27 protein-coding genes are annotated in these 23,491 nt (G+C 68.0%); 10 read left to right on the top strand and 17 right to left on the bottom strand.

Annotated elements, in window-relative coordinates; translation table 11 throughout:
* Window position 1: 1 nt before the first annotated feature.
* From purL to G6N53_RS28400, 3 genes are read left to right on the top strand one after another with little or no spacing between them, the layout of a single operon-like run.
* Window positions 2–2,314: a phosphoribosylformylglycinamidine synthase subunit PurL gene (gene purL / locus G6N53_RS28410; protein ID WP_163894838.1), complete on the top strand. Its 2,313-nt coding sequence runs from the start codon at window positions 2–4 to the stop codon at window positions 2,312–2,314.
* Window positions 2,311–4,032, top strand: a complete 1,722-nt coding sequence (locus G6N53_RS28405; RefSeq protein ID WP_237166668.1) for an alpha/beta hydrolase — start codon at window positions 2,311–2,313, stop codon at window positions 4,030–4,032. The genes purL and G6N53_RS28405 overlap by 4 nt, the downstream gene beginning before the upstream one ends.
* Window positions 4,032–4,730 carry an Rv0804 family intramembrane glutamic endopeptidase gene (locus G6N53_RS28400; RefSeq protein WP_163894836.1) on the top strand — a complete coding sequence of 233 codons (699 nt, stop codon included), beginning with the start codon at window positions 4,032–4,034 and terminating at the stop codon, window positions 4,728–4,730. The genes G6N53_RS28405 and G6N53_RS28400 overlap by 1 nt, the downstream gene beginning before the upstream one ends.
* On the opposite strand, the gene G6N53_RS28395 is transcribed toward G6N53_RS28400, so the two are convergent.
* On the bottom strand, window positions 4,660–5,088 hold the full coding sequence (locus G6N53_RS28395; RefSeq protein ID WP_163894833.1) for a PPOX class F420-dependent oxidoreductase: 429 nt from the start codon (window positions 5,086–5,088) through the stop codon (window positions 4,660–4,662). The two genes, G6N53_RS28400 and G6N53_RS28395, sit on opposite strands and share 71 nt — an antisense overlap.
* 33 nt (window positions 5,089–5,121) lie before the next feature.
* Window positions 5,122–6,324 (bottom strand): MCE family protein, encoded by a 1,203-nt coding sequence (locus tag G6N53_RS28390; RefSeq protein ID WP_371870871.1) that lies wholly within the window; start codon window positions 6,322–6,324, stop codon window positions 5,122–5,124.
* 17 nt (window positions 6,325–6,341) lie between these two features.
* On the opposite strand from G6N53_RS28390, the gene G6N53_RS28385 reads away from it, so the two are divergent.
* Complete coding sequence (locus G6N53_RS28385; protein ID WP_163894829.1) at window positions 6,342–6,734, top strand: sterol carrier family protein; 393 nt, start codon at window positions 6,342–6,344, stop codon at window positions 6,732–6,734.
* Window positions 6,735–6,748: 14 nt separating this feature from the next.
* Here G6N53_RS28385 and G6N53_RS28380 read toward each other — a convergent pair whose 3' ends face one another.
* Complete coding sequence (locus G6N53_RS28380) at window positions 6,749–8,080, bottom strand: DoxX family protein (protein WP_163894826.1); 1,332 nt, start codon at window positions 8,078–8,080, stop codon at window positions 6,749–6,751.
* A 149-nt stretch (window positions 8,081–8,229) separates the two neighbouring features.
* Between G6N53_RS28380 and purF the strand changes: the two genes are divergently transcribed.
* On the top strand, window positions 8,230–9,762 hold the full coding sequence (gene purF, locus G6N53_RS28375) for an amidophosphoribosyltransferase (RefSeq protein ID WP_163894824.1): 1,533 nt from the start codon (window positions 8,230–8,232) through the stop codon (window positions 9,760–9,762).
* A 19-nt stretch (window positions 9,763–9,781) separates the two neighbouring features.
* Here the strand turns inward: purF and G6N53_RS28370 are convergent, their stop codons facing one another.
* On the bottom strand, window positions 9,782–10,753 hold the full coding sequence (locus tag G6N53_RS28370) for an NAD(P)H-binding protein (RefSeq protein WP_163894822.1): 972 nt from the start codon (window positions 10,751–10,753) through the stop codon (window positions 9,782–9,784).
* A gap of 92 nt (window positions 10,754–10,845) precedes the next feature.
* On the opposite strand from G6N53_RS28370, the gene G6N53_RS28365 reads away from it, so the two are divergent.
* Window positions 10,846–11,004: a hypothetical protein gene (locus tag G6N53_RS28365; protein WP_205390487.1), complete on the top strand. Its 159-nt coding sequence runs from the start codon at window positions 10,846–10,848 to the stop codon at window positions 11,002–11,004.
* A gap of 57 nt (window positions 11,005–11,061) precedes the next feature.
* Window positions 11,062–12,135: a phosphoribosylformylglycinamidine cyclo-ligase gene (gene purM / locus G6N53_RS28360; RefSeq protein WP_163894820.1), complete on the top strand. Its 1,074-nt coding sequence runs from the start codon at window positions 11,062–11,064 to the stop codon at window positions 12,133–12,135.
* An 11-nt stretch (window positions 12,136–12,146) separates the two neighbouring features.
* On the opposite strand, the gene G6N53_RS28355 is transcribed toward purM, so the two are convergent.
* Complete coding sequence (locus tag G6N53_RS28355; protein ID WP_159228429.1) at window positions 12,147–12,332, bottom strand: DUF3073 domain-containing protein; 186 nt, start codon at window positions 12,330–12,332, stop codon at window positions 12,147–12,149.
* Between the two features lie 130 nt (window positions 12,333–12,462).
* Window positions 12,463–13,548, bottom strand: a complete 1,086-nt coding sequence (ygfZ, locus tag G6N53_RS28350) for a CAF17-like 4Fe-4S cluster assembly/insertion protein YgfZ (protein ID WP_163894818.1) — start codon at window positions 13,546–13,548, stop codon at window positions 12,463–12,465.
* 51 nt (window positions 13,549–13,599) lie between these two features.
* Here ygfZ and G6N53_RS28345 point away from each other — a divergent pair, with 51 nt between their 5' ends.
* Window positions 13,600–14,475, top strand: coding sequence for an aminodeoxychorismate lyase (locus G6N53_RS28345; RefSeq protein ID WP_163894816.1), 876 nt, complete (start codon window positions 13,600–13,602; stop codon window positions 14,473–14,475).
* Between the two features lie 271 nt (window positions 14,476–14,746).
* Here the strand turns inward: G6N53_RS28345 and G6N53_RS28340 are convergent, their stop codons facing one another.
* From G6N53_RS28340 to lmeA, 8 genes are all read right to left on the bottom strand, one after another.
* Window positions 14,747–15,034: a hypothetical protein gene (locus G6N53_RS28340; RefSeq protein WP_371870870.1), complete on the bottom strand. Its 288-nt coding sequence runs from the start codon at window positions 15,032–15,034 to the stop codon at window positions 14,747–14,749.
* Window positions 15,031–15,660 (bottom strand): heme-binding beta-barrel domain-containing protein, encoded by a 630-nt coding sequence (locus tag G6N53_RS28335; RefSeq protein ID WP_163894814.1) that lies wholly within the window; start codon window positions 15,658–15,660, stop codon window positions 15,031–15,033. Before G6N53_RS28335 ends, G6N53_RS28340 begins: the two co-directional genes overlap by 4 nt.
* Before the next feature lie 180 nt (window positions 15,661–15,840).
* Entirely contained in the window at window positions 15,841–16,161 is a 321-nt protein-coding gene (locus G6N53_RS28330) for a DUF732 domain-containing protein (RefSeq protein WP_163894811.1), read from the bottom strand.
* Between the two features lie 191 nt (window positions 16,162–16,352).
* Window positions 16,353–16,655 carry a DUF1416 domain-containing protein gene (locus G6N53_RS28325; RefSeq protein ID WP_159228423.1) on the bottom strand — a complete coding sequence of 101 codons (303 nt, stop codon included), beginning with the start codon at window positions 16,653–16,655 and terminating at the stop codon, window positions 16,353–16,355.
* A gap of 2 nt (window positions 16,656–16,657) precedes the next feature.
* Window positions 16,658–17,491 (bottom strand): sulfurtransferase, encoded by an 834-nt coding sequence (locus tag G6N53_RS28320; protein WP_163894809.1) that lies wholly within the window; start codon window positions 17,489–17,491, stop codon window positions 16,658–16,660.
* Between the two features lie 209 nt (window positions 17,492–17,700).
* Entirely contained in the window at window positions 17,701–17,793 is a 93-nt protein-coding gene (locus G6N53_RS30675) for an Ms5788A family Cys-rich leader peptide (protein WP_353961945.1), read from the bottom strand.
* A gap of 29 nt (window positions 17,794–17,822) precedes the next feature.
* Window positions 17,823–18,257 (bottom strand): thioredoxin family protein, encoded by a 435-nt coding sequence (locus G6N53_RS28315; RefSeq protein ID WP_163894807.1) that lies wholly within the window; start codon window positions 18,255–18,257, stop codon window positions 17,823–17,825.
* Window positions 18,254–19,051 carry a mannan chain length control protein LmeA gene (lmeA, locus tag G6N53_RS28310; RefSeq protein WP_237166667.1) on the bottom strand — a complete coding sequence of 266 codons (798 nt, stop codon included), beginning with the start codon at window positions 19,049–19,051 and terminating at the stop codon, window positions 18,254–18,256. The genes G6N53_RS28315 and lmeA overlap by 4 nt, the downstream gene beginning before the upstream one ends.
* 179 nt (window positions 19,052–19,230) lie before the next feature.
* Between lmeA and G6N53_RS28305 the strand changes: the two genes are divergently transcribed.
* Both G6N53_RS28305 and mshD read left to right on the top strand, forming a co-directional pair.
* Window positions 19,231–20,022, top strand: coding sequence for a winged helix-turn-helix transcriptional regulator (locus G6N53_RS28305; RefSeq protein WP_163894803.1), 792 nt, complete (start codon window positions 19,231–19,233; stop codon window positions 20,020–20,022).
* The gene (gene mshD / locus G6N53_RS28300; protein WP_163894801.1) at window positions 20,019–20,912 is read left to right on the top strand and encodes a mycothiol synthase; all 894 of its coding nucleotides are present in this window, start codon (window positions 20,019–20,021) and stop codon (window positions 20,910–20,912) included. Before G6N53_RS28305 ends, mshD begins: the two co-directional genes overlap by 4 nt.
* On the opposite strand, the gene arsA is transcribed toward mshD, so the two are convergent.
* Genes arsA through G6N53_RS28285 form a run of 3 tightly spaced genes read right to left on the bottom strand, consistent with a single transcriptional unit; the run spans window position 20,909 to window position 23,471 of the window.
* A complete protein-coding gene (gene arsA / locus G6N53_RS28295) occupies window positions 20,909–22,681 on the bottom strand; it encodes an arsenical pump-driving ATPase (RefSeq protein ID WP_163894799.1) in 1,773 nt (590 codons plus the stop codon). The two genes, mshD and arsA, sit on opposite strands and share 4 nt — an antisense overlap.
* 5 nt (window positions 22,682–22,686) lie before the next feature.
* The gene (gene arsD, locus G6N53_RS28290; protein WP_163894797.1) at window positions 22,687–23,088 is read right to left on the bottom strand and encodes an arsenite efflux transporter metallochaperone ArsD; all 402 of its coding nucleotides are present in this window, start codon (window positions 23,086–23,088) and stop codon (window positions 22,687–22,689) included.
* Window positions 23,085–23,471 carry an arsenate-mycothiol transferase ArsC gene (locus G6N53_RS28285; RefSeq protein WP_237166799.1) on the bottom strand — a complete coding sequence of 129 codons (387 nt, stop codon included), beginning with the start codon at window positions 23,469–23,471 and terminating at the stop codon, window positions 23,085–23,087. Before G6N53_RS28285 ends, arsD begins: the two co-directional genes overlap by 4 nt.
* Window positions 23,472–23,491 lie beyond the last annotated feature (20 nt).

Below are 23,491 nucleotides of genomic sequence, written 5' to 3'. Positions count from 1 at the left end.
GGTGACGTCTGGGCTGACCCAAGAGGTAGACACTGTCGAGCGCGCGGCCGCGACGCCTGACCAACCCCAGCCCTTCCGTGAGCTGGGGCTCAAGGACGACGAGTACGAGCGGATCCGCGAGATCCTCGGACGTCGGCCCACCGATGCCGAGCTGGCGATGTACTCGGTGATGTGGAGCGAACACTGCTCCTACAAGTCCTCCAAGGTGCATCTGCGCTACTTCGGTGAGACCACCACCGCCAAGATGCGCGAAGCCATGCTCGCCGGTATCGGTGAGAACGCCGGCGTCGTCGACATCGGCGACGGGTGGGCGGTCACCTTCAAGGTGGAGTCCCACAACCACCCGTCCTACATCGAGCCGTACCAGGGAGCCGCCACCGGCGTCGGCGGCATCGTCCGCGACATCATGGCGATGGGCGCCCGGCCGGTGGCGGTGATGGACCAGCTGCGGTTCGGGGAAGCCGACGCCCCGGACACCCGGCGCGTCCTCGACGGTGTGGTGCGCGGCGTCGGGGGATACGGCAACTCGCTGGGCCTGCCCAACATCGGCGGGGAGACGGTGTTCGACGCCAGCTACGCCGGCAACCCTCTGGTGAACGCGCTGTGCGTCGGCGTGCTGCGCAAAGAGGATCTGCAGCTGGCGTTCGCCTCCGGGGCCGGCAACAAGATCATCCTGTTCGGAGCCCGCACCGGCCTCGACGGCATCGGCGGGGTCTCGGTGCTGGCCTCGGAGACGTTCGGCGGCGACGAGGGCGGGGGCGGCCCGGGCCGCAAGAAGCTGCCGTCTGTCCAGGTCGGTGACCCGTTCACCGAGAAGGTCCTCATCGAGTGTTGCCTGGAGCTGTACGCCGCCGATCTCGTGGTCGGTATCCAGGATCTTGGTGGTGCCGGATTAGCCTGTGCTACTTCGGAACTGGCGGCCGCGGGTGACGGCGGCATGAAGGTGGCGCTGGAGACTGTGCCGCTGCGGGCGGCCAACATGACCCCGGCCGAGATCCTGTCGAGTGAGTCCCAGGAACGGATGTGCGCGGTCGTGACGCCGGAGCACGTCGACGCCTTCATGGCCGTGTGTCGCAAGTGGGACGTCCTGGCCACCGTCATCGGTGAGGTGACCGACGGCGACCGGCTCGAGATCACCTGGCACGGTGAAACCGTCGTCGACGTGCCGCCGCGCACGGTCGCGCACGAGGGCCCGGTCTACGAGAGGCCGGTGCAGCGGCCCGACACACAGGACGCTCTCAACGCCGACACCTCGGCGTCGTTGCCGCGGCCGTCGAGCGGAGACGGGCTGCGCTCGACGCTGCTCGCCATGGTCGGCAGCCCGCACCTGTGCAGTCGCGCGTTCATCACCGAGCAGTACGACCGTTACGTGCGCGGCAACACCGTGCTGGCGGAGAACGCCGATGGTGGTGTGCTGCGCGTCGACGAGGAGACCGGACGCGGCGTCGCGATCTCCACCGACGCGTCGGGGCGCTACACGGCGCTCGACCCGTATGCCGGTGCGCAGCTCGCGCTGGCCGAGGCCTACCGCAACGTCGCCGTCACCGGCGCCACCCCGATTGCAGTGACCAACTGTCTGAACTTCGGTTCCCCCGAGGATCCAGGCGTGATGTGGCAGTTCTCGCAGGCGGTGCGCGGCTTGGCCGACGGCGCTGCCACCCTTGGCATTCCGGTCACCGGAGGCAACGTCAGCTTCTACAACCAGACCGGTACCACCCCGATCCTGCCCACCCCGGTGGTCGGGGTGCTCGGCGTCTTGGACGACGTGAGCCGACGTCTTCCCACCGGATTCGGCAACGAACCCGGTGAGACGCTGATCCTGCTGGGCGACACCCGCGACGAGTTCGACGGCTCGATCTGGGCTCAGGTCACCGCCGACCATCTCGGCGGCGTACCGCCCGTGGTCGACCTGGAACGGGAACGCCTGCTGGCCGATGTGCTCACCGCCGCATCGCGGGACGGTCTGGTCTCCGCCGCCCACGACCTGTCCGAAGGCGGATTGATCCAGTCTGTCGTCGAGGCCGCGCTCACCGGCGAAACCGGTTGCCGCCTGGTACTTCCCGAGTCGAGCGACCCGTTCGTATTCCTGTTCTCCGAGTCCGCCGGGCGGGTGCTGGTCGCGGTGCCCCGCACCGAAGAGAGCAGGTTCACCGCGATGTGTCAGGCCCGCGGGCTGCCGGCCACCCGCATCGGGGTCGTCGACGAAGGACCCGACGGGGGCGAGGCGACCATCGAGGTGCAGGGCCAGTTCACGGTGACCCTGGAGGAGTTGCGGCGCACGTCGGAGGGCGTGCTGCCCGGGTTGTTCGGGTGACGACGCAGGACCACCAGGAACGTCCGTTCTATCTCTGGGCATTTCGGCTGCTGCGCCTGGATTTCACCGGTGCCGCCTTCGGCGCACTGTTCTTCTGTCTGTCGATGACCCCGTCGCTGCTGCCACGCGACTGGCTGTTCCAGGGGCTGATCGGGGGCGTGACCGCGGCGATCGGTTACGGCATCGGGGTGTTCGTGTCGAAGATGATGCGCCGGTTCCTGCTGGCGCGCCGCAGGTGGTGGCCACCGGGCCCAGTCGTCTTGTACACGCTGAAAGCGGTCACCGTCGTGCTGTCGGTCGCGGCGTGTCTGCTCATGGTGATTCCGGCGGCCGCATGGCAGCGTCAGGTCTCGTCGCTGATGGGTATGCAGGGCCCCAGCACCGTGAGCTATCTACGCACCTTTGTGATCGCGGTGGTGGTGGCGGGCGTGTGCGTCGCAGGGTCCCGGGTGCTGCTCGAAGTCATCAAGACCATGGCCCGGGTGCTCATCCGCCGCTGGCGGTTGTCCGACGAGGTGGCGTTGTTCATCGGCACCGCGATCGTCGTGGTGCTGGTGATCACCCTGGTCAACGGTGTGCTGCTGCGAGGTTTTCTCGCCGGCGCCAACCGGGTGTTCCAGCCGCAGAACACCACAACGCGGGAAGGCGTGGTCCAGCCCCAGCAACCCGAAAGATCGGGTAGCCCAGAGTCTTTCGCTTCGTGGGACTCCCTGGGCTACCAGGGCCGCAGCTTCGTCGCGGGCGGACCCGACGCCGACGAACTCGCCCGGATCAACGGGCGGCCGGCCCTTGAACCCATCCGGGCCTACGTCGGGTTGCAGACCGCCGACACCGACGAAGCCCGGATGGCGGTGCTCCTCAGCGAGCTGGAACGGACGGGCGCCTTCGATCGCGAGGTGCTCGCGATAGTCCCGACGACCGGCACCGGGTGGGTCAACCCGATCGCCGCGGGTGCGCTGGAGATGATGTACAACGGCGACACCGCGATCGTCGGGTCGCAGTATTCCTATCTGCCGAGCTGGATCTCGTTCCTCGGCGATCAGCGCAAGTCGATGGAAGCCGGCAGGCTGATGATCGACGCGATTCACGGCCGGTGGGCAGAGCTGCCGCCGGAGCAGCGTCCGCAGCTGCTGCTCTATGGCGAGAGTTTGGGTTCGATGGCCGGACAGGGCGCCTTCGACTGGCTGCCCGACATCTCCCGGATGGGCTTCTCCTCGGTGCTCTGGGTCGGTCCGCCCAACGCCAGCCCGCTGTGGCGGGCGATCACGGCGCGCCGTGATCCGGGCACTCCCGAGGTGGAGCCGCGCTACGACGACGGCAGGACGGTGCGCTTCTCCCAGGGCAACAGTGCCACCGAGATCGCCGGCGACACCGCGGCCCCGTGGGACGGAACCCGGGTGCTGTTCCTGCAGCACGCCTCCGACCCGATCGTCTGGTGGTCGCCGGATCTGCTGTTCAGCCGCCCCGACTGGCTCGCCGAGCCGCCGGGGCGCGACCGGACGGCCTCCATGCGCTGGTACCCCATCATCACGTTTTGGCAGGTCGCCGCCGATCTGACGAATGCGGCGTCGGTCCCGGGCGGTCACGGGCACAACTACGGCGACTTCATCCTCGACGGGTGGGTGGGTGTCGCTCCGCCGCCGGGATGGACGCCGGCGGACACCGAACGGATCCGGTTGGCCTTGGAGCAGGCCGAGTCTTACGACAGCGTGAAATAGTGCGCGACAAGCTCAGGACGGCCGCGCTGGCGGCGGTGCTCATCGGGTGGAGCGTGACGACACCACGAATCCCGTTGCAGTGGAATCCGATTCCGCACGCGGTGTTCGGTACCTCGGTGTCGCTGGCCGGCGGTGCCCCGCACGGTCTGCGACCTCCTGAGCTGTGGGCGGGCCTGCGGTGGGGAGCGGCGGTCGCTGCACCCGTGGCGCTCGCGGTGGCAGCCGGCACGGTCATCCGGCCGGTGCGCGCCGGAATGGCCGAACGCACATTGCCCGCCTCCGCTGGTCACTGGCTGCTGCTGCGCATCCCGGTGGGCACGGTGTGGACCGAGGAGGTGGCCTACCGGGCCGCCTTGGGCACCGTCGCGAAGCGGGCGTTCGGCGCGCCCGGCGGGCGGCTGGTCGCGGCGGCCGTCTTCGGGCTGTCCCATGTAACCGACGCCCGCGCGGCGGGGCAGCCGGTGTCGGGCACGGTGCTGGTGACCGCCGCCGCGGGGTGGGTCTTCGACTGGCTGTATGCGAAGTCGGGCAGCCTGGCAGCGCCGATGCTGGCCCATCTGGCGGTCAACGAGGCGGGAGCTGTGGGGGCGCTCGCCGTGCAGAGGCGCAGGGGTGAGGGCGAGGGGATCAGCCGACGTTTCGGACGTGGGCGACGAGCTGGTGCGGTTCGGTGGTCTGGTCGTCGATCCCGAAGCTGATCACCCGCCGCGGCGTGATGCGGATGATCGCGGTGTCGAGCGGATCGCCGTTGGGTTCGCGTGGGGTTTCGTCGAGCTGTGCCTGTTCGGCGGTGCCGCGGATCTCCAGGCAGCGCACCCGCCACGGATCCCGCGACGGGATGTCGTCGACGACGAAGGCCACCTTGTTGTTTCGCGCGAGATTGCGGAACTTGCGGCTGCGCGACATCTCGTAGCCGGCGATGTCGATGGTGCCGAGCTGCTCGTTGAATGCGAAGCCGACCGGGCTGTTCTGCGGGGTGCCATCGGGTTGGATGGTGGCCAACCTGCCGATGTCGGCCTGCTTCATGAACTCGATCTCGAATGCGGTGAAGGTCATGTCCCCAACCTAGAACCTCAACGAATATTGAGGTCAAGGGTTGATCGTCGGTGCGCCGATCTGCCTGCCCCACACATAGTCGACGAGCATCGGTTCCGGAATTCCGGCGTGGTTGTAGGGCGCCAGGCTGTAGCCGGTGTCCATCACCAGGTAGGGCATCGGCCACAGGTCGCGGGTCACCTTCTGCCAGCAACCCGGCCGGCCCCCCGGGCCACCGCTGGCGTTCACCCGCGGCAGGTTGTCGGGATAGACGAACGGGTTTCCGGCGCCGAGCACCGTCCCGGCGGCCCGAAGCGAGTACCCGTTGTCCCCGAGGGTACGCGCGATCTCCGGGCCCACCTCGGCGTAGTTGCGGATGGTGCAGAAGATCATCCCGCGGTACTCGTCGAGCAGCATCGACGTCGGCACCAGGTCGGCGGCACCGCGCACCAGATACGGCCCCGCACGATCGAATACCTCGGTGTTGTCGTCGGCGAAGCCGAGAGCGGCCAGCAACGCGGCGTCGACGTCGCCGGAGTGCTCGGTGAGCGTGCGCGCTGTCGTGGCCGCGGCATCCAGACCGTCGAGAAGGTCCGGGGACGCATCGGCGTACACGTCGGCCAGCGCCGCCACCCGGTCGATGTCGTAGCGCAACCGTGGCAGCTGCGGGATCAGCTCCTCGAGAATGCGGTTGCCGTCGACCAGGGATTCGCCGAACCGCTCACCCAGGCCGGTCAGCGCTTCCGCCGCGGCACTCAGCGTCTGGTTCAGCTTGACCGGATCCACCTGCTGCGCGATCTCGGTGACGGTCTCGAACAACGTGTTGAACTCCGTCGTGACCGTCGTGACCGCGACCGTGTCATCGGAGGAGATGCGTTGGGCGACAGGGTCGTTGGGTGAACTGAAGGACACGTACTTGTTGCCGAAGACGGTGGTCGCGCGGATCTCGGCCACCACATTTGCCGGAATGAGCCGTACGTAGTCCGGATCGACGTCCAGCATGAGCCTGGCGCCGGTGGCATCGCGTTCTGAGATCCCCTCGATCCGGTCCACCCGGCCGATCTCGACGCCGTTGAAGGTGACCTTGGCGCCCGGTTCCACCACCAGGCCGGCGCGCGGGGATGTCAGCGTCAGCGTGGTCTTTGCGGTGAACTCGCCGCGGAACTGCAGGAACAGCAGCGTGCCTGCGAAGACTGCGATCGCCAGGAAGAGCGCGCCCGCGAGCTTGTACGGCGGGTCGTCGCGGTCGACAGACACTTTTGAGACCATAGAGCGTGGCTGCTCGTCGTAGTGCCGATCCGGCAAAGACCCGGGCCGCGGTGGCGGCGCTGGCCGGCTGGCTCCGCGACGGCGACGTGGCCCCACCCACGCGTGCCGAGCTGGCCGACGCGGTGCGGTTGACCGCCAGGACGCTCGCTGAGAGCGCGCCGGGTGCCAGCGTCGAAGTCAGGGTGCCGCCGTTCGTGGCGGTGCAGTGCATCGCAGGTCCCAGGCACACCCGCGGCAACCCGCCCAACGTGGTCGAGGCCGCCCCGCGCACCTGGCTGCTGCTGGCCGCCGGGCTGCTGTCGGTCGCCGACGCGGCTGCCGCCGGTGGGCTGCAGATGTCGGGCACCAGAGCTGCGGAGATCGCCGAGCTGCTGCCGGTCGTCCGTCTCCCCGACTGAGCGAGGTGCACTCCCTACCCGAAGAAGGGTTCCTCCTGCACCCAGTGGAAGCCGCGGTTGTGGAGCGTGAACTCGTCAAGCGGCAGGCGGTCAAGCGTGATGGTCACCGGACGTTCGTCGAGTGTGCCCTCCAGACGCAACGAATCCGGGCCGTGCCGGTCGATTGTCATCGTCGCCAGCGGCGACGGACTTTCACCAGAGAGGTCCGACAACGTCAGCGTCCCCTCTGACAAGGATGCGGCGACATCAACCAGTTCGCCGTCCATCCGTTGGTACGTCGCGACCTGGGGGACGTCGAAAACAATCTTCTGCCAACGGACCTCATCGCTCAACAGGGGAGGCAGCGCAGCGCCGTCGACGGTGAAATCCGTGACCGACCAGATGCCGTACAGCTCCGGCATTTCCCGCCCGCCGCCGAACTCCCGCCACGACTGCACGTTGTACACAAGGCAGCCGGCCAACACCCAGAGGCCGAGTGCCACCTGGACCCAGGCGGCGATGCGGTCATGTCGCGGGGAGTCGAACAGCAGACGGCGTCGCTCGGCGGCGACTTCCCTACCGAGCAGCGCCCCGGTCAGGCGCCGCGCCTGCGGCGCCAGCAACACCACGCTGATGACCAGCAGGTGTGCCGACAGGATCTTCACCGGCACGCCGTAGGTCATGTTCAGCAGGAAGATCTGCGCGGTCCCGGCCACGCTCAGAACCGTGCCCGCCGTGGCGGTCCGCGGCACGAACAGCAGCAGTCCGGCTAACACCTCGATCGATCCGAGCGCGATCTCGTAAGGGTGCGAAGTTCCCACCTGCAACCACAGCACCGCCATCGGACTCAGGTTGCCGAACGGTTCGAGCAGAGCCGCCAGCGGCGGCGCTGGCATCTGGGTCGGGATGACTTTGGCAAAGCCGTAGAACAACATCTGGCCGCCCAGGCACAGGCGCAGGAATACTGCGAACCACGCCGCGAGTCGTGGATAGGCCGTTCGCCGCCGGTCGAGCACCGACCACACCGCGGTGATGATGACGGCCACCACGAGCAGGCAGAAGACCAGCACCCAGATGGCCGCCTGGTCGCCGCTGCCGGACATCGGGTTCAGTCGCGCGTCGACACCGAACACTGTCCGGCCCACCCAATGGGTCACCGGGTCCAGCGCCGACATCTGCCAGAGCACGGCGTTCTGCGGCAGCCAGAACGAGAGGACTCCGGTGTAGACGAATGTGATCTGGGCGTAGATCAGGCAGAACAACCCGAGATAGGCGACGGCGAACCGGAAGGCGACCCGAGTGACGGGCCGCCATGTCGGCTGCCGTTCTTCCGTGGCCGTCTGCTCCTGGGCCTGGACCCTCTGCACGCGAACTCCTCCGAGAAATGTTCGCGGTGCCATCGCTGTTGAAGATCGGTGTTGAAGTTTATCGACGACACCGCCGGTCGATTCAACCTTCCCCCGGCGTTCACCGTAGACTTGCCGATGTCACCCACCGCCCCTAGGGAGCAGCCATCGTGACCGACGTGCCACCCGAAGACGATCCCAAGGAAGAATGCGGAGTTTTCGGGGTGTGGGCGCCTGGCGAAGAGGTGGCCAAGCTCACGTACTACGGCCTTTACGCGCTGCAACACAGGGGTCAGGAGGCCGCGGGCATCGCCGTGGCGGACGGCTCGCAGGTGCTGGTGTTCAAGGATCTCGGGCTGGTGAGCCAGGTGTTCGACGAGCAGACCCTGGCCGCGATGCCGGGCCACGTCGCCGTCGGCCACTGCCGCTACTCCACCACCGGTTCCACCACCTGGGAGAACGCCCAGCCCGTCTTCCGTAACACCGCCGCGGGCACCGGGGTGGCCCTGGGCCACAACGGAAACCTGGTCAACACCGCCGAGTTGGCCGCACGCGCCCGTGACGAAGGGCTGATGGGCAACCGCGGCGCCGTCACCGCCACCACCGACTCCGACATCCTCGGTGCGCTGCTGGCCCACGGTGCGGCGGACTCCTCGCTCGAGCAGGCTGCTCTGGAACTGCTGCCCACCGTGCGCGGCGCGTTCTGCCTGACCTTCATGGACGAGAACACCCTCTACGCCGCGCGCGACCCCTACGGGGTGCGGCCGCTGTCGCTGGGTCGGCTGGACCGCGGCTGGGTGGTGGCCTCGGAAACCGCCGCGCTGGACATCGTCGGCGCGGCGTTCGTCCGTGACATCGAGCCGGGCGAGCTGCTCGCCATCGACGCGGACGGCGTGCGTTCCACACGCTTCGCAAACCCGACGCCCAAGGGATGTGTCTTCGAGTACGTCTACCTCGCCCGCCCGGACAGCACGCTGGCGGGCCGCTCCGTGCACGGCACCCGGGTGGAGATCGGTCGCCGGCTGGCGGCCGAATCGCCCGTCGAGGCCGACCTGGTGATCGGCGTCCCCGAGTCGGGAACCCCGGCCGCGGTCGGCTACGCGCAGGGCTCAGGCATCCCGTACGGGCAGGGTCTGATGAAGAACGCGTACGTCGGGCGGACCTTCATCCAGCCCTCCCAGACCATTCGGCAGCTCGGCATCCGACTCAAGCTCAACCCGCTCAAGGAAGTCATCCGCGGCAAGCGGCTGATCGTCGTCGACGACTCGATCGTGCGCGGCAACACCCAGCGCGCGCTGATCCGGATGCTGCGCGAGGCCGGAGCCGTCGAGGTGCACGTGCGGATCGCGTCTCCGCCGGTCAAGTGGCCGTGCTTCTACGGCATCGACTTCGCCACGCCCGCCGAGCTCATCGCCAACGCCGCGAGCAACTCGGCGGACGAGGGCGAGATGCTCGACGGCGTCCGACGGGCGATCGGCGCGGACACCCTGAGCTACATCAGCCGCCAGGGCATGATCGCGGCCACCGAGCAGCCGGCGTCGCGGCTGTGTTCGGCGTGCTTCGACGGTGTGTATCCGATCGAGCTGCCCGGGGAGACCGCGCTGGGTAAGAACGTCATCGAGCACATGCTCGAGACCGCGGCCCGCACCGGCATCCCGCTGCAGGTGGACAACGACAACGCCTCGGCGCTGCGGCGGCCCTAGCGGCACCGACCCGCGGGCGTCACTGCGCCGTGGTGGGACTCCAACGCATCAACAGCCGACGGCCGGCCTTGGGGTGGTCTTCGCTCTGCAGCGCCAGCACCACCGAGTCGCGGTAGCCGGTCAGACCGGTTGGCGGCGGCGGAATGACCGCGTCGATGTCGTGTTCGAGGGCCACCGCGTCGCATTCCAGCGACGCGACCAGGGGCCGGGCCAGCCCCAGCGGAATGGGCGTCACCAACCCGACCCACCAACTCGCGATGGCGGGGGTCAGGAACGGGATGGCAACGATGACGCGCCTGCGCAGCCCGGCGACGTCGGCGTAGACCTGCATGGCGTCGCCGTACTCGAGGACGTCGGGTCCGCCGACGTCCCACGTCCGGGACTGCGGTACCGACGCCGTCGCTGCCTCGACCAGGTAGTGCAGGATGTCGTCGATCGCGATGGGCTGGATCTTGTTGTGCACCCATTTCGGGGTCGTCATGACCGGCAGCCGGTCGGTGAGATGGCGGATCATCTCGAACGACGCCGAACCGGAGCCCACCACGATGCCGGCCTGCAGCACCAGGGTTTCGATGCCGGACCCGATGAGAATGTCCCCGACGGCCGCGCGCGACGCCAGATGCGGCGACAGCTCGCCTTCGGGATGCAGACCACTGAGGTAGACCACGCGTTTGACCCCGGCGACCTTTGCGGCCGTGACCACGTTCTGAGCGGCGCGCTTCTCCTCGGCGACGAAGTCTTTCGACGTCCCCATCGAGTGCACCAGGTAGTACACGACGTCGATGTCCTGGAACGCCGCGATCAATGAGTCGGGTTCGGACAGGTCGCCTCGCACCACCTCGGCGCGGTCCCGCCAGGGGGCGTCGGAGAGCTTGTCCGGTGTGCGGGCCATCGCCCGCACCTGATGGCCGTGCTCGATCAGCGCCGGCGCCAACTGACCTCCGATGTAGCCGGTCGCCCCGGTCACCAAGCACCTGATCTGCTCTGCCACTACCGCTCCGTTCGTCGTCACCCGCAACTGCTCTCGATAGTTTTTCGTTGCCGGTGCCGACGTGGAGTGCCCGCTGAGCACATTTGCTAACCGTGACGGGGATCGAGCTGCTCCGGCACAAGGGCATCGCGATGATGAGGATCTGGCCCGTCGGGGCCTGGCTCGGCACCAGAAAAGCCGAGCAACGCGTGGTGACGGCCTTCCGCGCGGCGAAACCGCTCAACGGGTGGCCGGCCCGCAACGTCGGCTGACGGCCGGCACATACCGGTAGCGGTTAGCCACCAAAACGCGGGGTAGCCTTGCTCTCGATGACCGAGCGCGCCGAACAACACGGCATTTCCTATGCGTCGGCAGGGGTGGACATCGAAGCAGGTGACCGCGCCGTCGAACTCTTCAAGCCGCTAGCCAAGAAGGCCACCAGGCCCGAGGTGCGCGGTGGGCTGGGCGGGTTCGCCGGGCTGTTCGCGCTGCGCGGTGACTACCGCGAGCCGCTGCTGGCGTCGTCGACCGACGGGGTGGGCACCAAGCTCGCCGTCGCCCAAGCGATGGACAAGCACGACACGGTCGGCATCGACCTGGTCGCGATGGTGGTCGACGACCTCGTGGTCTGCGGTGCCGAGCCGCTGTTCCTGCAGGACTACATCGCGGTCGGGCGCACCGTCCCCGAACGTGTCGCCGAACTCGTCTCCGGCATCGCCGACGGGTGCGTCCTCGCCGGCTGCGCTCTGCTCGGTGGTGAGACGGCGGAGCATCCCGGGTTGATGGCCCCCGACCACTACGACATCTCCGCGACGGGGGTCGGTGTCGTCGAAGCCGACGACGTTCTGGGCCCCGACCGGGTCAGGCCCGGCGACGTCATCATCGCCATGGCGTCCACCGGGCTGCACTCCAACGGCTACTCGTTGGCCCGCCACGTGCTGCTCGAAATCGACCACATGAACCTGGCGGGGCATGTGGAGGAGTTCGGCCGCACCCTCGGTGAGGAACTGCTGGAGCCGACGCGCATCTACACCAAGGACTGCCTGGCGCTGGCCGCCGAGACCCAGGTGCGGACTTTCTGCCATGTCACCGGTGGCGGGCTGGCCGGAAACCTGGAGCGGGTCATCCCGCACGGTCTGGTTGCCGAGCTCGACCGGGGGACGTGGACGCCCGCGCCGGTGTTCGGCATGATCGCCCAGCGCGGCCGCATCGACCGGGTGGAGATGGAGAAGACGTTCAACATGGGCGTCGGAATGGTCGCCGTCGTCGCGCCGGAGGACACCGATCGCGCGCTGGCCGTGCTCACCGCCCGCCACTTGAACTGCTGGACCCTGGGAACCATCGAAAAGGGGAGCAAGGACTCCGCACGAGCCACGCTCGTGGGCCAGCACCCCAGGTTCTGAGGAGCGCGCGGCTAGCGCCGCCAGTCGTCCTCGTCTACCCAGCCGTCGTCTGCCGGGACGTCGCTGCCGTTGAGGCGGTCGTCGTCCGGCGAACCCGACAGCTCGCGCTGTAGCCGCTCGAAGTCGGTCTGCGGTGAACTGTATTTGAGATCACGTGCAACCTTGGTCTGCTTTGCCTTTGCCCGGCCGCGGCCCATGGGGGAACCCCCTCGCGCAATAACGGAGCGGCCCAATCAACAGGCGGCTCCGATCTGAGTGTGTTTATTGTCCTGCCAACACTTTACCGTGCCCGTCGCCGGGGCGCTGGCAGACCCTGGTCGCCTGTCGTCAACGGGCACCTCCGCGCAGCCGATCGACGGCCAGGCGACCCGCGCCGACGCCGTCGGTTCCGGGCATCGAATCGGGGTCGATGGCAGCCGCTGTCGCGACGTCACCGCCGGTGATGAGCTCGGTGTCCGCAGGCAGGCCACGCTTGACCAGGGCAAGCGCGATGACGCCGTCGTCCACGTGGTCGACGACGGTTCCCAGCCGGCCCACGGTGCGGCCGCCGGCCTGCAGCGGGTCGCCCGGTACCGGCCGGTCACCGTCTCCGTCGAGGTGCAGCAGCACCAGCATCCGGGGCGGTTTGCCCAGGTTGTGGACCCGCGCGACGGTTTCCTGGCCGCGGTAGCACCCCTTGTCCAGGTGCACGGCGGGCCCGATCCAGCCGACCTCGTGGGGGATCGTGCGTTCGTCGGTGTCGACGCCGAGGCGGGGGCGGCGTTCGGCCACCCGGTGGGCTTCGTAGGTCCAGACGCCTGCGGGCCGGACTCCGGCCGCCAGCAGACGGTCGCGCCACCCGGAGACCTGGGAGCGTGGCACCACCACGTCGACCTCGACGCCCGGCCCCCAGAGACGACGCACGAAACCGCCTTCTGGCAGGGCCGTCGCCGTGCCCTCCGCGGGCAGCCCGGTCAGCCCCAGGGCCTCCAGCACCGGCGTGTCGGCCACGCGGGGGCCGAGAAGGGACAACACGGCCAGTTCAGCCGGCTCCACGGTGACGTCGGCCCAGAACACCATCCGGCGCAGGTAGGCAAGCAGCGGCTCCGCGCGCCAGGGTTCGGTGTCGAGGACTGTGAGGCCGTCGAGTTCGGTCTGCAGCCAGTGATCTTCCACACGGCCCTGCCCGTCGAGGCTCAGATTCTGGGTGACCACACCCTCGGGGAGCTCGCTGACGTGCTGGGTGGTGAGGTTGTGCAGCCAGGACTTGCGTTCAGCGCCGGTCAGGGTCAACACGCCCCGGTGGGAGCGGTCTATCAGGACCGCGCCCTCCGCGGCGGCCCGCTGTTCGCCCAGCGGGTCGCCGTAGTGCCAGATGGCGCCGGCGTCGGGTCCGGTGGTGGGAGCCGGCACCGCGGAAGTGGTCGAAGACATAGGTCAACTCTACGGTCAGCGGCCTTGCCGGCGGGGCTACGCTTTCGGCCCATGGCGGTTGTGGTGACTCTCGATGGGCAACTGCACGATCCGCAGGCGCCGTTTCTGCACGCCGACGATCTGGCCGCGGTGCGTGGCGACGGAGTCTTCGAGACCCTGCTGGTCCGCGACGGCCGACCGTGCCTGCTCGAATCCCACCTGGGCAGGCTGGCCCACTCCGCTCAGCTGCTCGACCTGGCTGCCCCGGATCTGCCGCGGTGGCGATCGGCGGTCGCGGTCGCGGTGCAGCGCTGGCTCGCCGACGGCGGCGGCGAAGGCGTGCTGAGGCTGGTGTACAGCCGAGGCCGGGAAAGTGGCATGCAGGCAACAGGCACCGCCTACGCCACGGTGGGTCCGCTGCCTGCGCGAGTGGCCGAGGTCCGGCGGACCGGGCTGGCGGCGCTGACCCTGGATCGGGGGATGTCCGCTCACGGGATCGACACGATGCCGTGGCTGCTCGCGGGCGCCAAGACGCTGTCCTACGCGGTGAACATGGCCGCGCTGCGGCACGCCGAGCGTCACGGCGCCGGTGACGTCGTTTTCGTCAGCACCGACGGCTTCGTCCTCGAGGGGCCGCGCTCCACTGTCGTCATCGCCACCACGGGTTCTGACGGACGCACCTGTCTGTTGACCCCGCCGCCGTGGTATCCGATCCTGCGTGGCACCACCCAGCAGGCGCTGTTCGAGGTCGCGCGCAACAGCGGCTACGACTGTGACTACCAGGCGCTGCGGCCGGCCGATCTGGTTGCCGCCCAGGGAGTCTGGTTGGTGTCGAGTATCACGTTGGCGGCGCGGGTGCACACCCTCGACGGGGTGGCGCTGGCGCCGGCGCCGTTGGCGGACGACATCTCGGCGTTGGTCGACGCCGCGATCGTCTCTGATCGCTGACAGATTAATTCCCTTGTCGCGCTGCCGGATCGCGGGTACCTTCGCCTGTACACAGGGAAGGAGGTGGTCCGAGAAATTGATTGACTCATGGACATGTGAGGTGGCTGCGAGCTAGCAGCGCCGGGAGGCCGTTGACGCACCTGTGCGCGCTGGCGAAATCCCCGCAGTCACCCGGCCCCCGAGCCCCTCGGTCTTGTCCGACCAGGAACAACGGCTCGGGGGCCGCTCCATGTCCTGGGCGTGGTGGTGGCTCGACGGGGGAGCCGGGTGGTCAGCCCGCCGGACCCGGTGCCAGCGACGAGCATTCGGCCATCGCCTGCTCCCAGGCCGCGGGATCCACGCCGGGAGGCGCGTCGGCCGTCGGACCGGGTGGTGCCGGCATTCCATGCTGGCTCAGGCAGTACGCGAGTGAGCCGTGACCCACGCTGGGCGTCACCGAGGTGGAGGTGGAGGTCGGCGCCGTGTCTGGACCGTTTGGTGGGTCCTCCGGCGCAGTGCAGGCCGCCGCGGCGACCCCGGCCGCGGCCAACGCCGCGACGATCACCGGCCGTCGCATCATCCGACGAACCTGGTCAGGCGGGCGGACAGATGGGGCACCAGTCCACCGTCGGCGTCCACCCGCTCTTCCACGTAGGCGAGGTCGCCGCCCTCGACAATGCCGTAGAGCCGCTTGGCTCCGCCCACGAGCAGGCCGGACTTGCTGCGGGCCAGTGCGTCGGTGACCAGCTCCCAGGACGACTGGGTGAGCGGTCGGCCGTAGAACAGTTCGACGTAGCCCGCCGAGTGCGACAACAGCAACTCGATGGCCTGCGACTCGCCCGCGTCGTTCGGGTCGTCGACAAACCGCCAGAAGCCGGTCTCGCGCAGCGCGGGCCGGTCGTACTCGCCGTCGTCGTCGAGCCGCCAGGAACGGGCTTCCCAGTTGAGATAGTCGCCACCGTCGTGGGACACCACGATCTGCTGGCCGAACCGGTAATCACCGTGGGTGTCGCGGCCCTCGCCGTCACCCCGCCAGACCCCGACCAACGGCAGCAGCGCCAGCAGCGCGTCGTTGAGGTTGGCGCCCTTTCGCAGGTTGGCCGTGTCGGCAGGGAGCGGAAGGTCGCCGAACACCGGAATGTTGCGCGCGGCAGTTTCTCTGGCTCGTTCGGCAGCCGCGGCGACTGCATCGTCACCGGAGGTCATGGCGCTCCTCGCGTGGGCAGCGTCACGACTCGTCGGTGACGAGCCGGTAGACCGCGTACAGCGCGAACCAAGTGATCACCACGACAGCCGCAACGAGCAGGATCTCGAAGAACAGGACCACGGCAGGAAGTCTAGCCGCCGGGCGTGCGGGCCTCTCGGCGGCCCACAGCGGCGGTGCGGTCAGCCGATCCTGTCCTCGTACTCCGGGCAGAACGCGCCTGTGGCCGCCCCGATGAAATAACCCGCCTGGTAGTCCGACCAGGCAGTCGCGCTGGTCAGGTCGGCGACCTCCTGTTCGAAGGTGACGCCGGCGGCCCAGTCCTGACACACCGCGTAACCGGTCTCGATGACCTGGGCGGTCTTGTCCGAGGGCCAGGTGATGCCGCCGTCGGAGATCACCGTCAGGAAATCGCCCTCCGGGTCCGCGCCGGCGACCGGCGCGCCTCCGAGAGCAACTGCACCGAAGGCCGCTGCCGCGGCACAGGCGAACATGATCTTCATGGTCGGTCCTAGAGGTAACCGCGGCGGGCCGCGCACCCGCCGCCGCGGCAGACCACGGAGCGGATGGGGTTGACCCGCGCCGAGCGGCGCGGGATCACCACATTTTCGCCGACGTCAGCCGATCTTGCAGCGTTTTGACAGCAACATCAGAGCGTCGTCAGGCGTGTCCTGATTGCCTGACTCCTTCGTCGTCAGGCGACCTTGACGTCGACCTCGTGGATGCCCGCGCCCGACGGTGCCACGCTGGCGTCGCCGTTGCCGGCCGACGACAGGGCGCGCAGCGTCCAGGTGCCGGGGGCGGCAAAGAACCGGAAGTCCCCGGTGGCCGACGCGACGACCTCCGCGGTGAACTCGTCGGAGCTGTCCAGCAGACGCACGAACGCCCCGGCGACACCCTGGCCCGAGCCGTCGACGACACGGCCGGTGATCACCGTCTCCTTCTCGAGGTCAACGCTGGCCGGCAACGTCAGTCCTTGTTTCGGTGCAGAGCACATAATCAACTTCCCAACTCGATCGGGGCTCCCACCAGGGAGCCGTATTCGGTCCAACTGCCGTCGTAGTTCTTGACGTTCTTGTGTCCCAGCAGCTCCTGCAGCACGAACCAGGTGTGCGACGAGCGCTCACCGATGCGGCAGTAGGCGATGGTCTCCTTCTCGCCGTCGAGCCCGGCCTCGGCGTAGAGCTTGGCCAGGTCCTCGTCGGACTTGAAGGTGCCGTCCTCGTTGGCGGCCTTGCTCCACGGCACGCTGATGGCCGTGGGGATGTGGCCGGCGCGCTGGCTCTGCTCCTGCGGCAGGTGCGCCGGGGCCAGGATCTTGCCGGAGAACTCGTCGGGGGAGCGCACGTCCACCAGGTTCTTGGTTCCGATCGCGGCGATGACCTCGTCGCGGAACGCGCGGATGCTGTTGTCGGGGTCCTTGGCCGTGTAGCTCGTCTGATCGCGGTTGACCGCGTCGGTGGACAGCGGGCGTGCGTCGAGTTCCCACTTCTTGCGGCCGCCGTCGAGCAGCTTGACGTCCTGGTGCCCGTACAGCTTGAAGTACCAGTACGCGTACGCGGCGAACCAGTTGTTGTTGCCGCCGTAGAGGATCACCGTGTCGTCGTTGGCGATGCCGCGCTCGGACAGCAACTTGGAGAACTGTGCGGCGTCGACGAAGTCGCGCTTGACCTGATCCTGCAGATCGGTTTTCCAGTCGAGCTTCACCGCCCCCGGGATGTGACCAGTGTCGTAGGCGCTGGTGTCCTCGTCGACCTCGACGAAAACGGTCTTCGGCGCGTCGAGATTGCTCTCGGCCCAGTCGGCTGTGACCAGGACGTCGGAGCGTGCCATGTAGGAGATCCTTTCGGTTGCTTTTCAGGAAGCGGACTGTGCGGTGGTTATCCACGCAGCTTCGGGTGAAGCCGCGCGCCGAGCGGATACAGCTGGGTGATGGTGATGGTGGTCGACATAGTTGTGCTCCTGTTGTTTCGATCGGCTGGACGCGGCAGGACCCGGGGCCCGCTCGCAGAGTGCGGCGCGAAAATAGAGTGCGCGGCTACTCAGCAGCTGCAACAACAACAGCAACAACCCGCGACGCGGCACAGATCGACTGCGCGGCGCTTGGTGAGCAAGAGCTCGAGGCGGGCTGACACGGGAGACAGCTTACCCAATGGAAGGGTGATCAAGCCAACAGTGGTTCCAGGGCCCCCCGCAGGTCAGAAGCGGTCGGCACCCCTGAGGTGCGGTAGCGCTGCCGGCCGTCGGCGTCGAAGACGAATGTCGTCGGCAGCGACAGGACCGAAAGCTTGCGCGCAGCCTCCGGATTGGCGTCGATGTCGAGCTCCAGGTGGGCGACGGCGGGCAGGTCCGCGCAGACCTCGTCGACCACCTTGCGCACGCTCACGCAGGGCGCGCACCACTGCGCCGTGAAGTGCACGACGGTCGGTCCGGTCGTGGACAGTCCCAGGTCGCTGGTGTCCATGTTGGCGATCTGCGCTTCGGCCGCCGCTCCCGCCGCGGCCAGGGTGGTGCGCAACGTCAGCAGCTTGCTGATCACGAACGCCAGGCCGAACACCGCGATCAGGGCGGCGATGACGGCGATCCATGTCCCGCTCATGACAGCCGGAACTCGTCGAGGTCGATGGTCACGTCTTCGGCGATGCCCTCGATGATGACGTCGGAGCCCCGGGCGCCCTCGCTGGTGGGTGCGATCCCGAACGGGAGCTTCTGGCCGGGCAGGCTTGTGGAGAAGGCGGCCAGCACCTCAGGCAGCTGGTCCTCGGGTACCTCCTGATCGGCGGTCCCCGGTCCGGTCAGCACTCCGGTCGCGGTCATCACCAGCGTGGTGGCCTCGGGCCCGGCGATCGACAGATCCACCGCGATGCTCACCTTCTGGTCGAATCCCGCCTTGGTCGGGGTGCCGGTGAAGACCAGCCCGCGGTTGCTCGAGATGCCCGACTCGGTGGTGCCGCCGGTGGAGTCGTTGGTCTCCACGGTGGGGGCCTCGACGAGTAGGTCGGTGACGCCCAGATAGCGGCCGACGTGGGTGGAATCGATGATGATCCGGCTCTCCACCTTGCCCACCCGCAGCGTCGCGTCCGGGGGGATCAGCCACGAGTTGTCGCCCAGATCGATCGAGTGCAGGGTCGCTTCCAGCGATGCTGTGCCGACCACAGCGTGATCAACGCCACTCGCTTTGATCTCCACCTCGTCGTAATGGCCGCGCATCGCCTGCGGTGCGAAGGGGAATCCGAGGATCGCCACTGAGGGGTCCCAGTTCAGGTCGGCGGCACTGCGTACGCTCCTGGCCAGGCGATATTCGGCGAAGATGGCGCCGCCGAAGTCCGCGCCGACGGCGCCGACCAGCACCGCGGTCAGGGTAGCCAAGGCGCCGATCACGAGTTTGCGCACGCCGATATTGTGGCCCACCGAACAACGATGAACGGTTCGGCACCGCTTAACGGCAGGTGGCACGCTATCGTTATGAAACCATCGGTCGAGTAACGGCCGTGTGTCAGGCATGAATCTGGGAAGTCACCGCGCGACAAGGTTGTCCCGGCGAATGATCTCCACTGCTGTTGGAGGGCCAGTTGGATCTACTGCTACTGACGGTTGACCCACATCCCGAGTCGGTGCTGCCCTCGTTGTCGCTGCTGGCTCACAACGTGCGCACGGCGCCTACCGAAGTGTCGTCTCTGCTGGAGGCCGGCACCGCGGACGTGGCAATCGTCGATGCGCGCACCGACCTGGCCGCCGCGCGCGGTCTGTGCCGGCTGCTGGGGACGACGGGATCGTCGGTCCCGGTGGTCGCCGTCGTCAACGAAGGCGGCCTCGTCGCCGTCAATGTGGAATGGGGTCTGGATGAGATCCTTCTGCCCAGCACCGGCCCCGCCGAGATCGACGCCCGGCTGAGGCTGCTCGTAGGGCGCCGTGGCGGGGTGGCCAACCAGGAGAATCTGGGCAAGATCACCCTTGGCGAGCTCGTCATCGACGAAGGCACCTACACCGCGAGACTCCGGGGACGGCCGCTGGATCTGACCTACAAGGAATTCGAGCTGCTGAAGTATCTGGCCCAGCACGCCGGCCGGGTGTTCACCCGGGCTCAACTGCTTCAGGAGGTGTGGGGCTACGACTTCTTCGGCGGCACCCGCACCGTCGACGTGCACGTGCGCCGGTTGCGCGCGAAGCTCGGCACCGAATACGAGTCGCTCATCGGGACCGTGCGCAACGTCGGCTACAAGGCGGTCCGTCCGGCGCGTGGTCGTTCGGCCACGGCGGAACCGGAACTCCCCGAGGATCTGGATGAGCCGGAGGACGCGGAGTACACCGACATTCCGGACGGCGTGCAGACCCCGCTTGCCGATCACCTGCACAGTCAGTGAGCCGGACCGACTGGCGCCCGCAGCTGTCCGCCGCCGATCAACAGGCAGTGCATGAAATCATCGCGGCAGCAACGGAATTTGATGCAGTATCCCCGGTCGGTGAACAGGTCCTGCGCGAGCTGGGCCACGATCGCACACCGCATCTGGTCGCGGTCGACGAAGCGGGCGAACTCACCGGTTATCTGAACCTGGCGCCGGAGATGGCTGAGTTGGTGGTGGCTCCGCGGGCCCGCAGGCAGGGAACCGGGACGGCGCTGATCCGCGCCGCGCTGGATCGGACAAAGGGGCGCGGCCGGTTCTGGGCACACGGCACGCTGACCGCCGCGGAAGCGACGGCGGCCTCGCTCGGATTGACCCCGGTCCGCCGGTTGCTGCAGATGCGGCGCCCGCTGCGTGACGTCCCCGACGCCGGCACCCCCGACGGGGTGCAGGTCCGTTCGTATGCCGGCCCGGCCGACGACGCCGAGCTGCTGCGGGTCAACAACGCGGCCTTCGCGTGGCATCCCGAGCAGGGCGGCTGGACCGACGCCCAGATCGCCGAGCGACGGGGGGAGCCGTGGTTCGACCCCGACGGGCTGTTCCTGGCCTTCGATCACACCGGCGAGCGACTGCTGGGGTTCCACTGGACCAAGGAGCATCTCGACAAGCCCGGTGTCGGCGAGGTCTACGTCGTCGGTGTCGACCCGGCAGCCCAGGGGATGGGTCTGGGGCGAACCCTCACGGTCATCGGAATGGCACACCTGGCGCGGCGGCTCGCCGATGCGGGCGAGCCCACCGTGATGCTCTACGTGGAGTCGGACAACACCGCGGCGGTGCGCACCTACGAACGGCTCGGGTTCACCGTCTACAGCACCGACACCGCCTACGCCCGCCCGGATGCAGGCGCCTAGGTTGCCGTCGCCGCGGTCCGCGACCCCGTGAGCGCCTCGAGGGCGGGGATTCCGACGGGTTCGCTCGCCAACAGCGGCACCACGGCAAACCGAACTGCGTGCTCGGATCTCACCTTGTCGATCTCCGGCAGTTCGGCGACGGCTCGCCGACACAGCAGCGGCGACGTCGGGTGAGCGGCTGCGAGCGAGTTGTTGACCACCCACGCCCACGGGTGGATGTGGGCGCGTTCGAGTTCTTCTTGGAGCCCAACGGCTTCGAGAACCGGTGTGGTTTCGGCCAGCGTGACGATGACGACCTTGGTGCGGTCCGGATCCTGCAACCGCATCAGCGGCGTGGTGAAGTGGCGACTACCGAGTTGCCGAGCAACCTCGCGATGATAGGAGCCGGTGGCATCGAGCAGTAGCAGGGTGTGTCCCGTCGGCGCGGTGTCGACAACAACAAATTTGTTCCTCGATTCGCCGATCACCCGCGAGAATGCTTGGAAGACAGCGACTTCCTCGGTGCACGGCGAGCGCAGGTCTTCTTCGAGCATCAACCGACCCTGGGCGTCGAGTGCGGCTCCCTTGGTGGCGAGCACATGGTCGCGGTATGCGCGGGTGGCCTCGGCCGGGTCGATGCTCGAAACGTGCAGGTTCTCCATCGAGCCGTGCAGCATGTCGGTGAGGTGTCCGGCGGGGTCGGTGGTGGTCAGGTGCACCGGGTGGCCGCGGTCGGCCAGGGCGACGGCGATGGCAGCTGCGATGGTGGTCTTGCCCACTCCGCCTTTGCCCATGCACAGGATCAGTCCGTTGTGGTTCTTGGCGAGTTCGTCGACCAGGGCCGCCAAAGGGGCGTCCATCACGTCAGGGGCCGGATGCTCGTCACTGCCAGCCGTGCGCGCGTCCGGGGTGAACAGCGACGCGAGCGCCGGAAGTCCGACGATGTTGGTGGCCTTGAGATCGACCTGATCGAGTGGTAGCGCGCGTAGCTCCTCCGGTAGGGCTGCGATGGCTTGTTGTTCGCGCTGGTGGATCGCCGCCGCCAGCGGGTCGCGCTGTCCGGCGGCGGCTGGCAGGACACCGTTGATCACGACGTATTGGTTGGTGAGGCCGATCGTGGTGAGTTCCTGTTGAGTGCGGGCGATTTCGTCGAGTGTCGAGCGCTGGGCACGCGCCACCAACACAAGCCGGGTGCGCTGCGGATCGGCCAACGCCGCGACCGCGCCCGCGTAAAGGTCACGCTGCTTGTCGAGCCCTGAGAGCGGTCCCAGGCACGACGCATCGCCCTTGCCTTTGGCGAGGAAGTCGGTCCAGGATCCGGGCAACTGCAGCAACCGGATCGTGTGCCCTGTCGGCGCGGTGTCGAACAACACATGATCGAACTGGGCCACGAGCCCATCGGAATCGGTGAGTAGCTCGGTGAACTCGTTGAAGGAGGCGATCTCGGTGGTGCACGAGCCGGAGAGCTGTTCGGTGATCGACCTCAGCTCTTCGTCGGGCAGCATGCCGCGCACCGGGCCGATGATGCGTTCCCGGTAGGCCTCGGCCGCCTGGTCGGGGTCGATCTCCAGAGCGGATAATCCTTCGACGGCGGGGATCGCGGTGATGGTGTCACCGATCTCGAGCCCGAAGACCTGGCCGACATTGGACGCGGGATCGGTGCTGACCAACAGAACCCGCTTGTGTTGGCGTGCCAGGTGAATGGCCGTGGCGCACGCGATGGAGGTCTTGCCCACCCCGCCCTTGCCGGTGAAGAACAGGAATCGTGGTGGTGCTTCCAGGAACTTCACGGGTTCTAACAGCACCCGGAGGCGTTGGAATCGTTGCCGCCGCAGCAGCTGTCGCCCTCAGTTGCGGGTCCGCCGGTCTCGAGCAGATTCGTCCCCGTCGCCGACTCGACGCCGGCCCAGGTGGCGAGCTGGTTCCGGTCGGGGTAGCGGCCCGTCATCGCGGTGATGCCGTCGACCAAGGTCAACGGCAGCCCGCTGGAGCCGGCGACCTGAAGGAACGCCCTGACCGTCTCGTTCTCGGCAAAAGAGCTGGGCTCGCTGGCGAGGTTGTAGCGGGTGATGTCGCCGCCGCGGCTGGAGACGAAATCCAGATCCGCCGAGAAGATCACCAACTGCTGGTCCACATCCTCGCCGCAGACGCCGGTCGCACAACACAATGCTGGTTCGAACACTTCGACTTTGCTCATCGGACGGCTTTCTCGGGTTGTTTCGGAGGTGCGGTGCGGAGTTGCTCGGCAAGCCGGCGGACTCGAACAGCGATGTCGTCGCGCACCAGACGCATCCGTTCGATGCCGTCGATGCCGCGCTCACTGGGTTCGTCGGTGTCCCAGTTCTGGAGTTCGGTGCCGGCAACCGGCTCCAGTTGGGCCTCCCGTCCCAGGATCACCACCACGTCCACATATTGAACGACCTTCGGATCCACCGCTTTCGGTGTTTCGCCGCTGATGTCCACCCCGACCTCGATCAGGCTTGCCGCCGACAGCGGGTTGACGGCCGTTCCCGGTTTGGTGCCCGCAGAGTGCACCTCGACCGCGTCGCCGGCGACCTGGCGCATCAGCCCGGCCGCCATCTGGGACTTGCCGGCGTTCT

This window comes from Mycolicibacterium hippocampi (assembly GCF_010723735.1).
GTDB classification, from domain to species: domain Bacteria; phylum Actinomycetota; class Actinomycetes; order Mycobacteriales; family Mycobacteriaceae; genus Mycobacterium; species Mycobacterium hippocampi.
This window is presented reverse-complemented; position numbering and strand designations above follow the sequence as displayed.

Coding starts and splice junctions, on each gene's coding strand:
- G6N53_RS28320 (WP_163894809.1), bottom strand. CDS start 17,491: ATGGCACGCTCCGACGTCCTGGTCACAGCCGACTGGGCCGAGAGCAAT.
- G6N53_RS28395 (WP_163894833.1), bottom strand. CDS start 5,088: ATGACCTTCACCGCATTCGAGATCGAGTTCATGAAGCAGGCCGACATC.
- G6N53_RS28335 (WP_163894814.1), bottom strand. CDS start 15,660: ATGACCTCCGGTGACGATGCAGTCGCCGCGGCTGCCGAACGAGCCAGA.
- G6N53_RS28325 (WP_159228423.1), bottom strand. CDS start 16,655: ATGTGCTCTGCACCGAAACAAGGACTGACGTTGCCGGCCAGCGTTGAC.
- G6N53_RS28285 (WP_237166799.1), bottom strand. CDS start 23,471: ATGGCGGCCGGGCTGATGCGCCAGGTCGCCGGCGACGCGGTCGAGGTG.
- ygfZ (WP_163894818.1), bottom strand. CDS start 13,548: ATGTCTTCGACCACTTCCGCGGTGCCGGCTCCCACCACCGGACCCGAC.
- G6N53_RS28315 (WP_163894807.1), bottom strand. CDS start 18,257: ATGAGCGGGACATGGATCGCCGTCATCGCCGCCCTGATCGCGGTGTTC.
- G6N53_RS28345 (WP_163894816.1), top strand. CDS start 13,600: ATGGCGGTTGTGGTGACTCTCGATGGGCAACTGCACGATCCGCAGGCG.
- purM (WP_163894820.1), top strand. CDS start 11,062: ATGACCGAGCGCGCCGAACAACACGGCATTTCCTATGCGTCGGCAGGG.
- G6N53_RS28355 (WP_159228429.1), bottom strand. CDS start 12,332: ATGGGCCGCGGCCGGGCAAAGGCAAAGCAGACCAAGGTTGCACGTGAT.
- G6N53_RS28330 (WP_163894811.1), bottom strand. CDS start 16,161: ATGAAGATCATGTTCGCCTGTGCCGCGGCAGCGGCCTTCGGTGCAGTT.
- arsD (WP_163894797.1), bottom strand. CDS start 23,088: ATGAGCAAAGTCGAAGTGTTCGAACCAGCATTGTGTTGTGCGACCGGC.
- G6N53_RS28340 (WP_371870870.1), bottom strand. CDS start 15,034: ATGATGCGACGGCCGGTGATCGTCGCGGCGTTGGCCGCGGCCGGGGTC.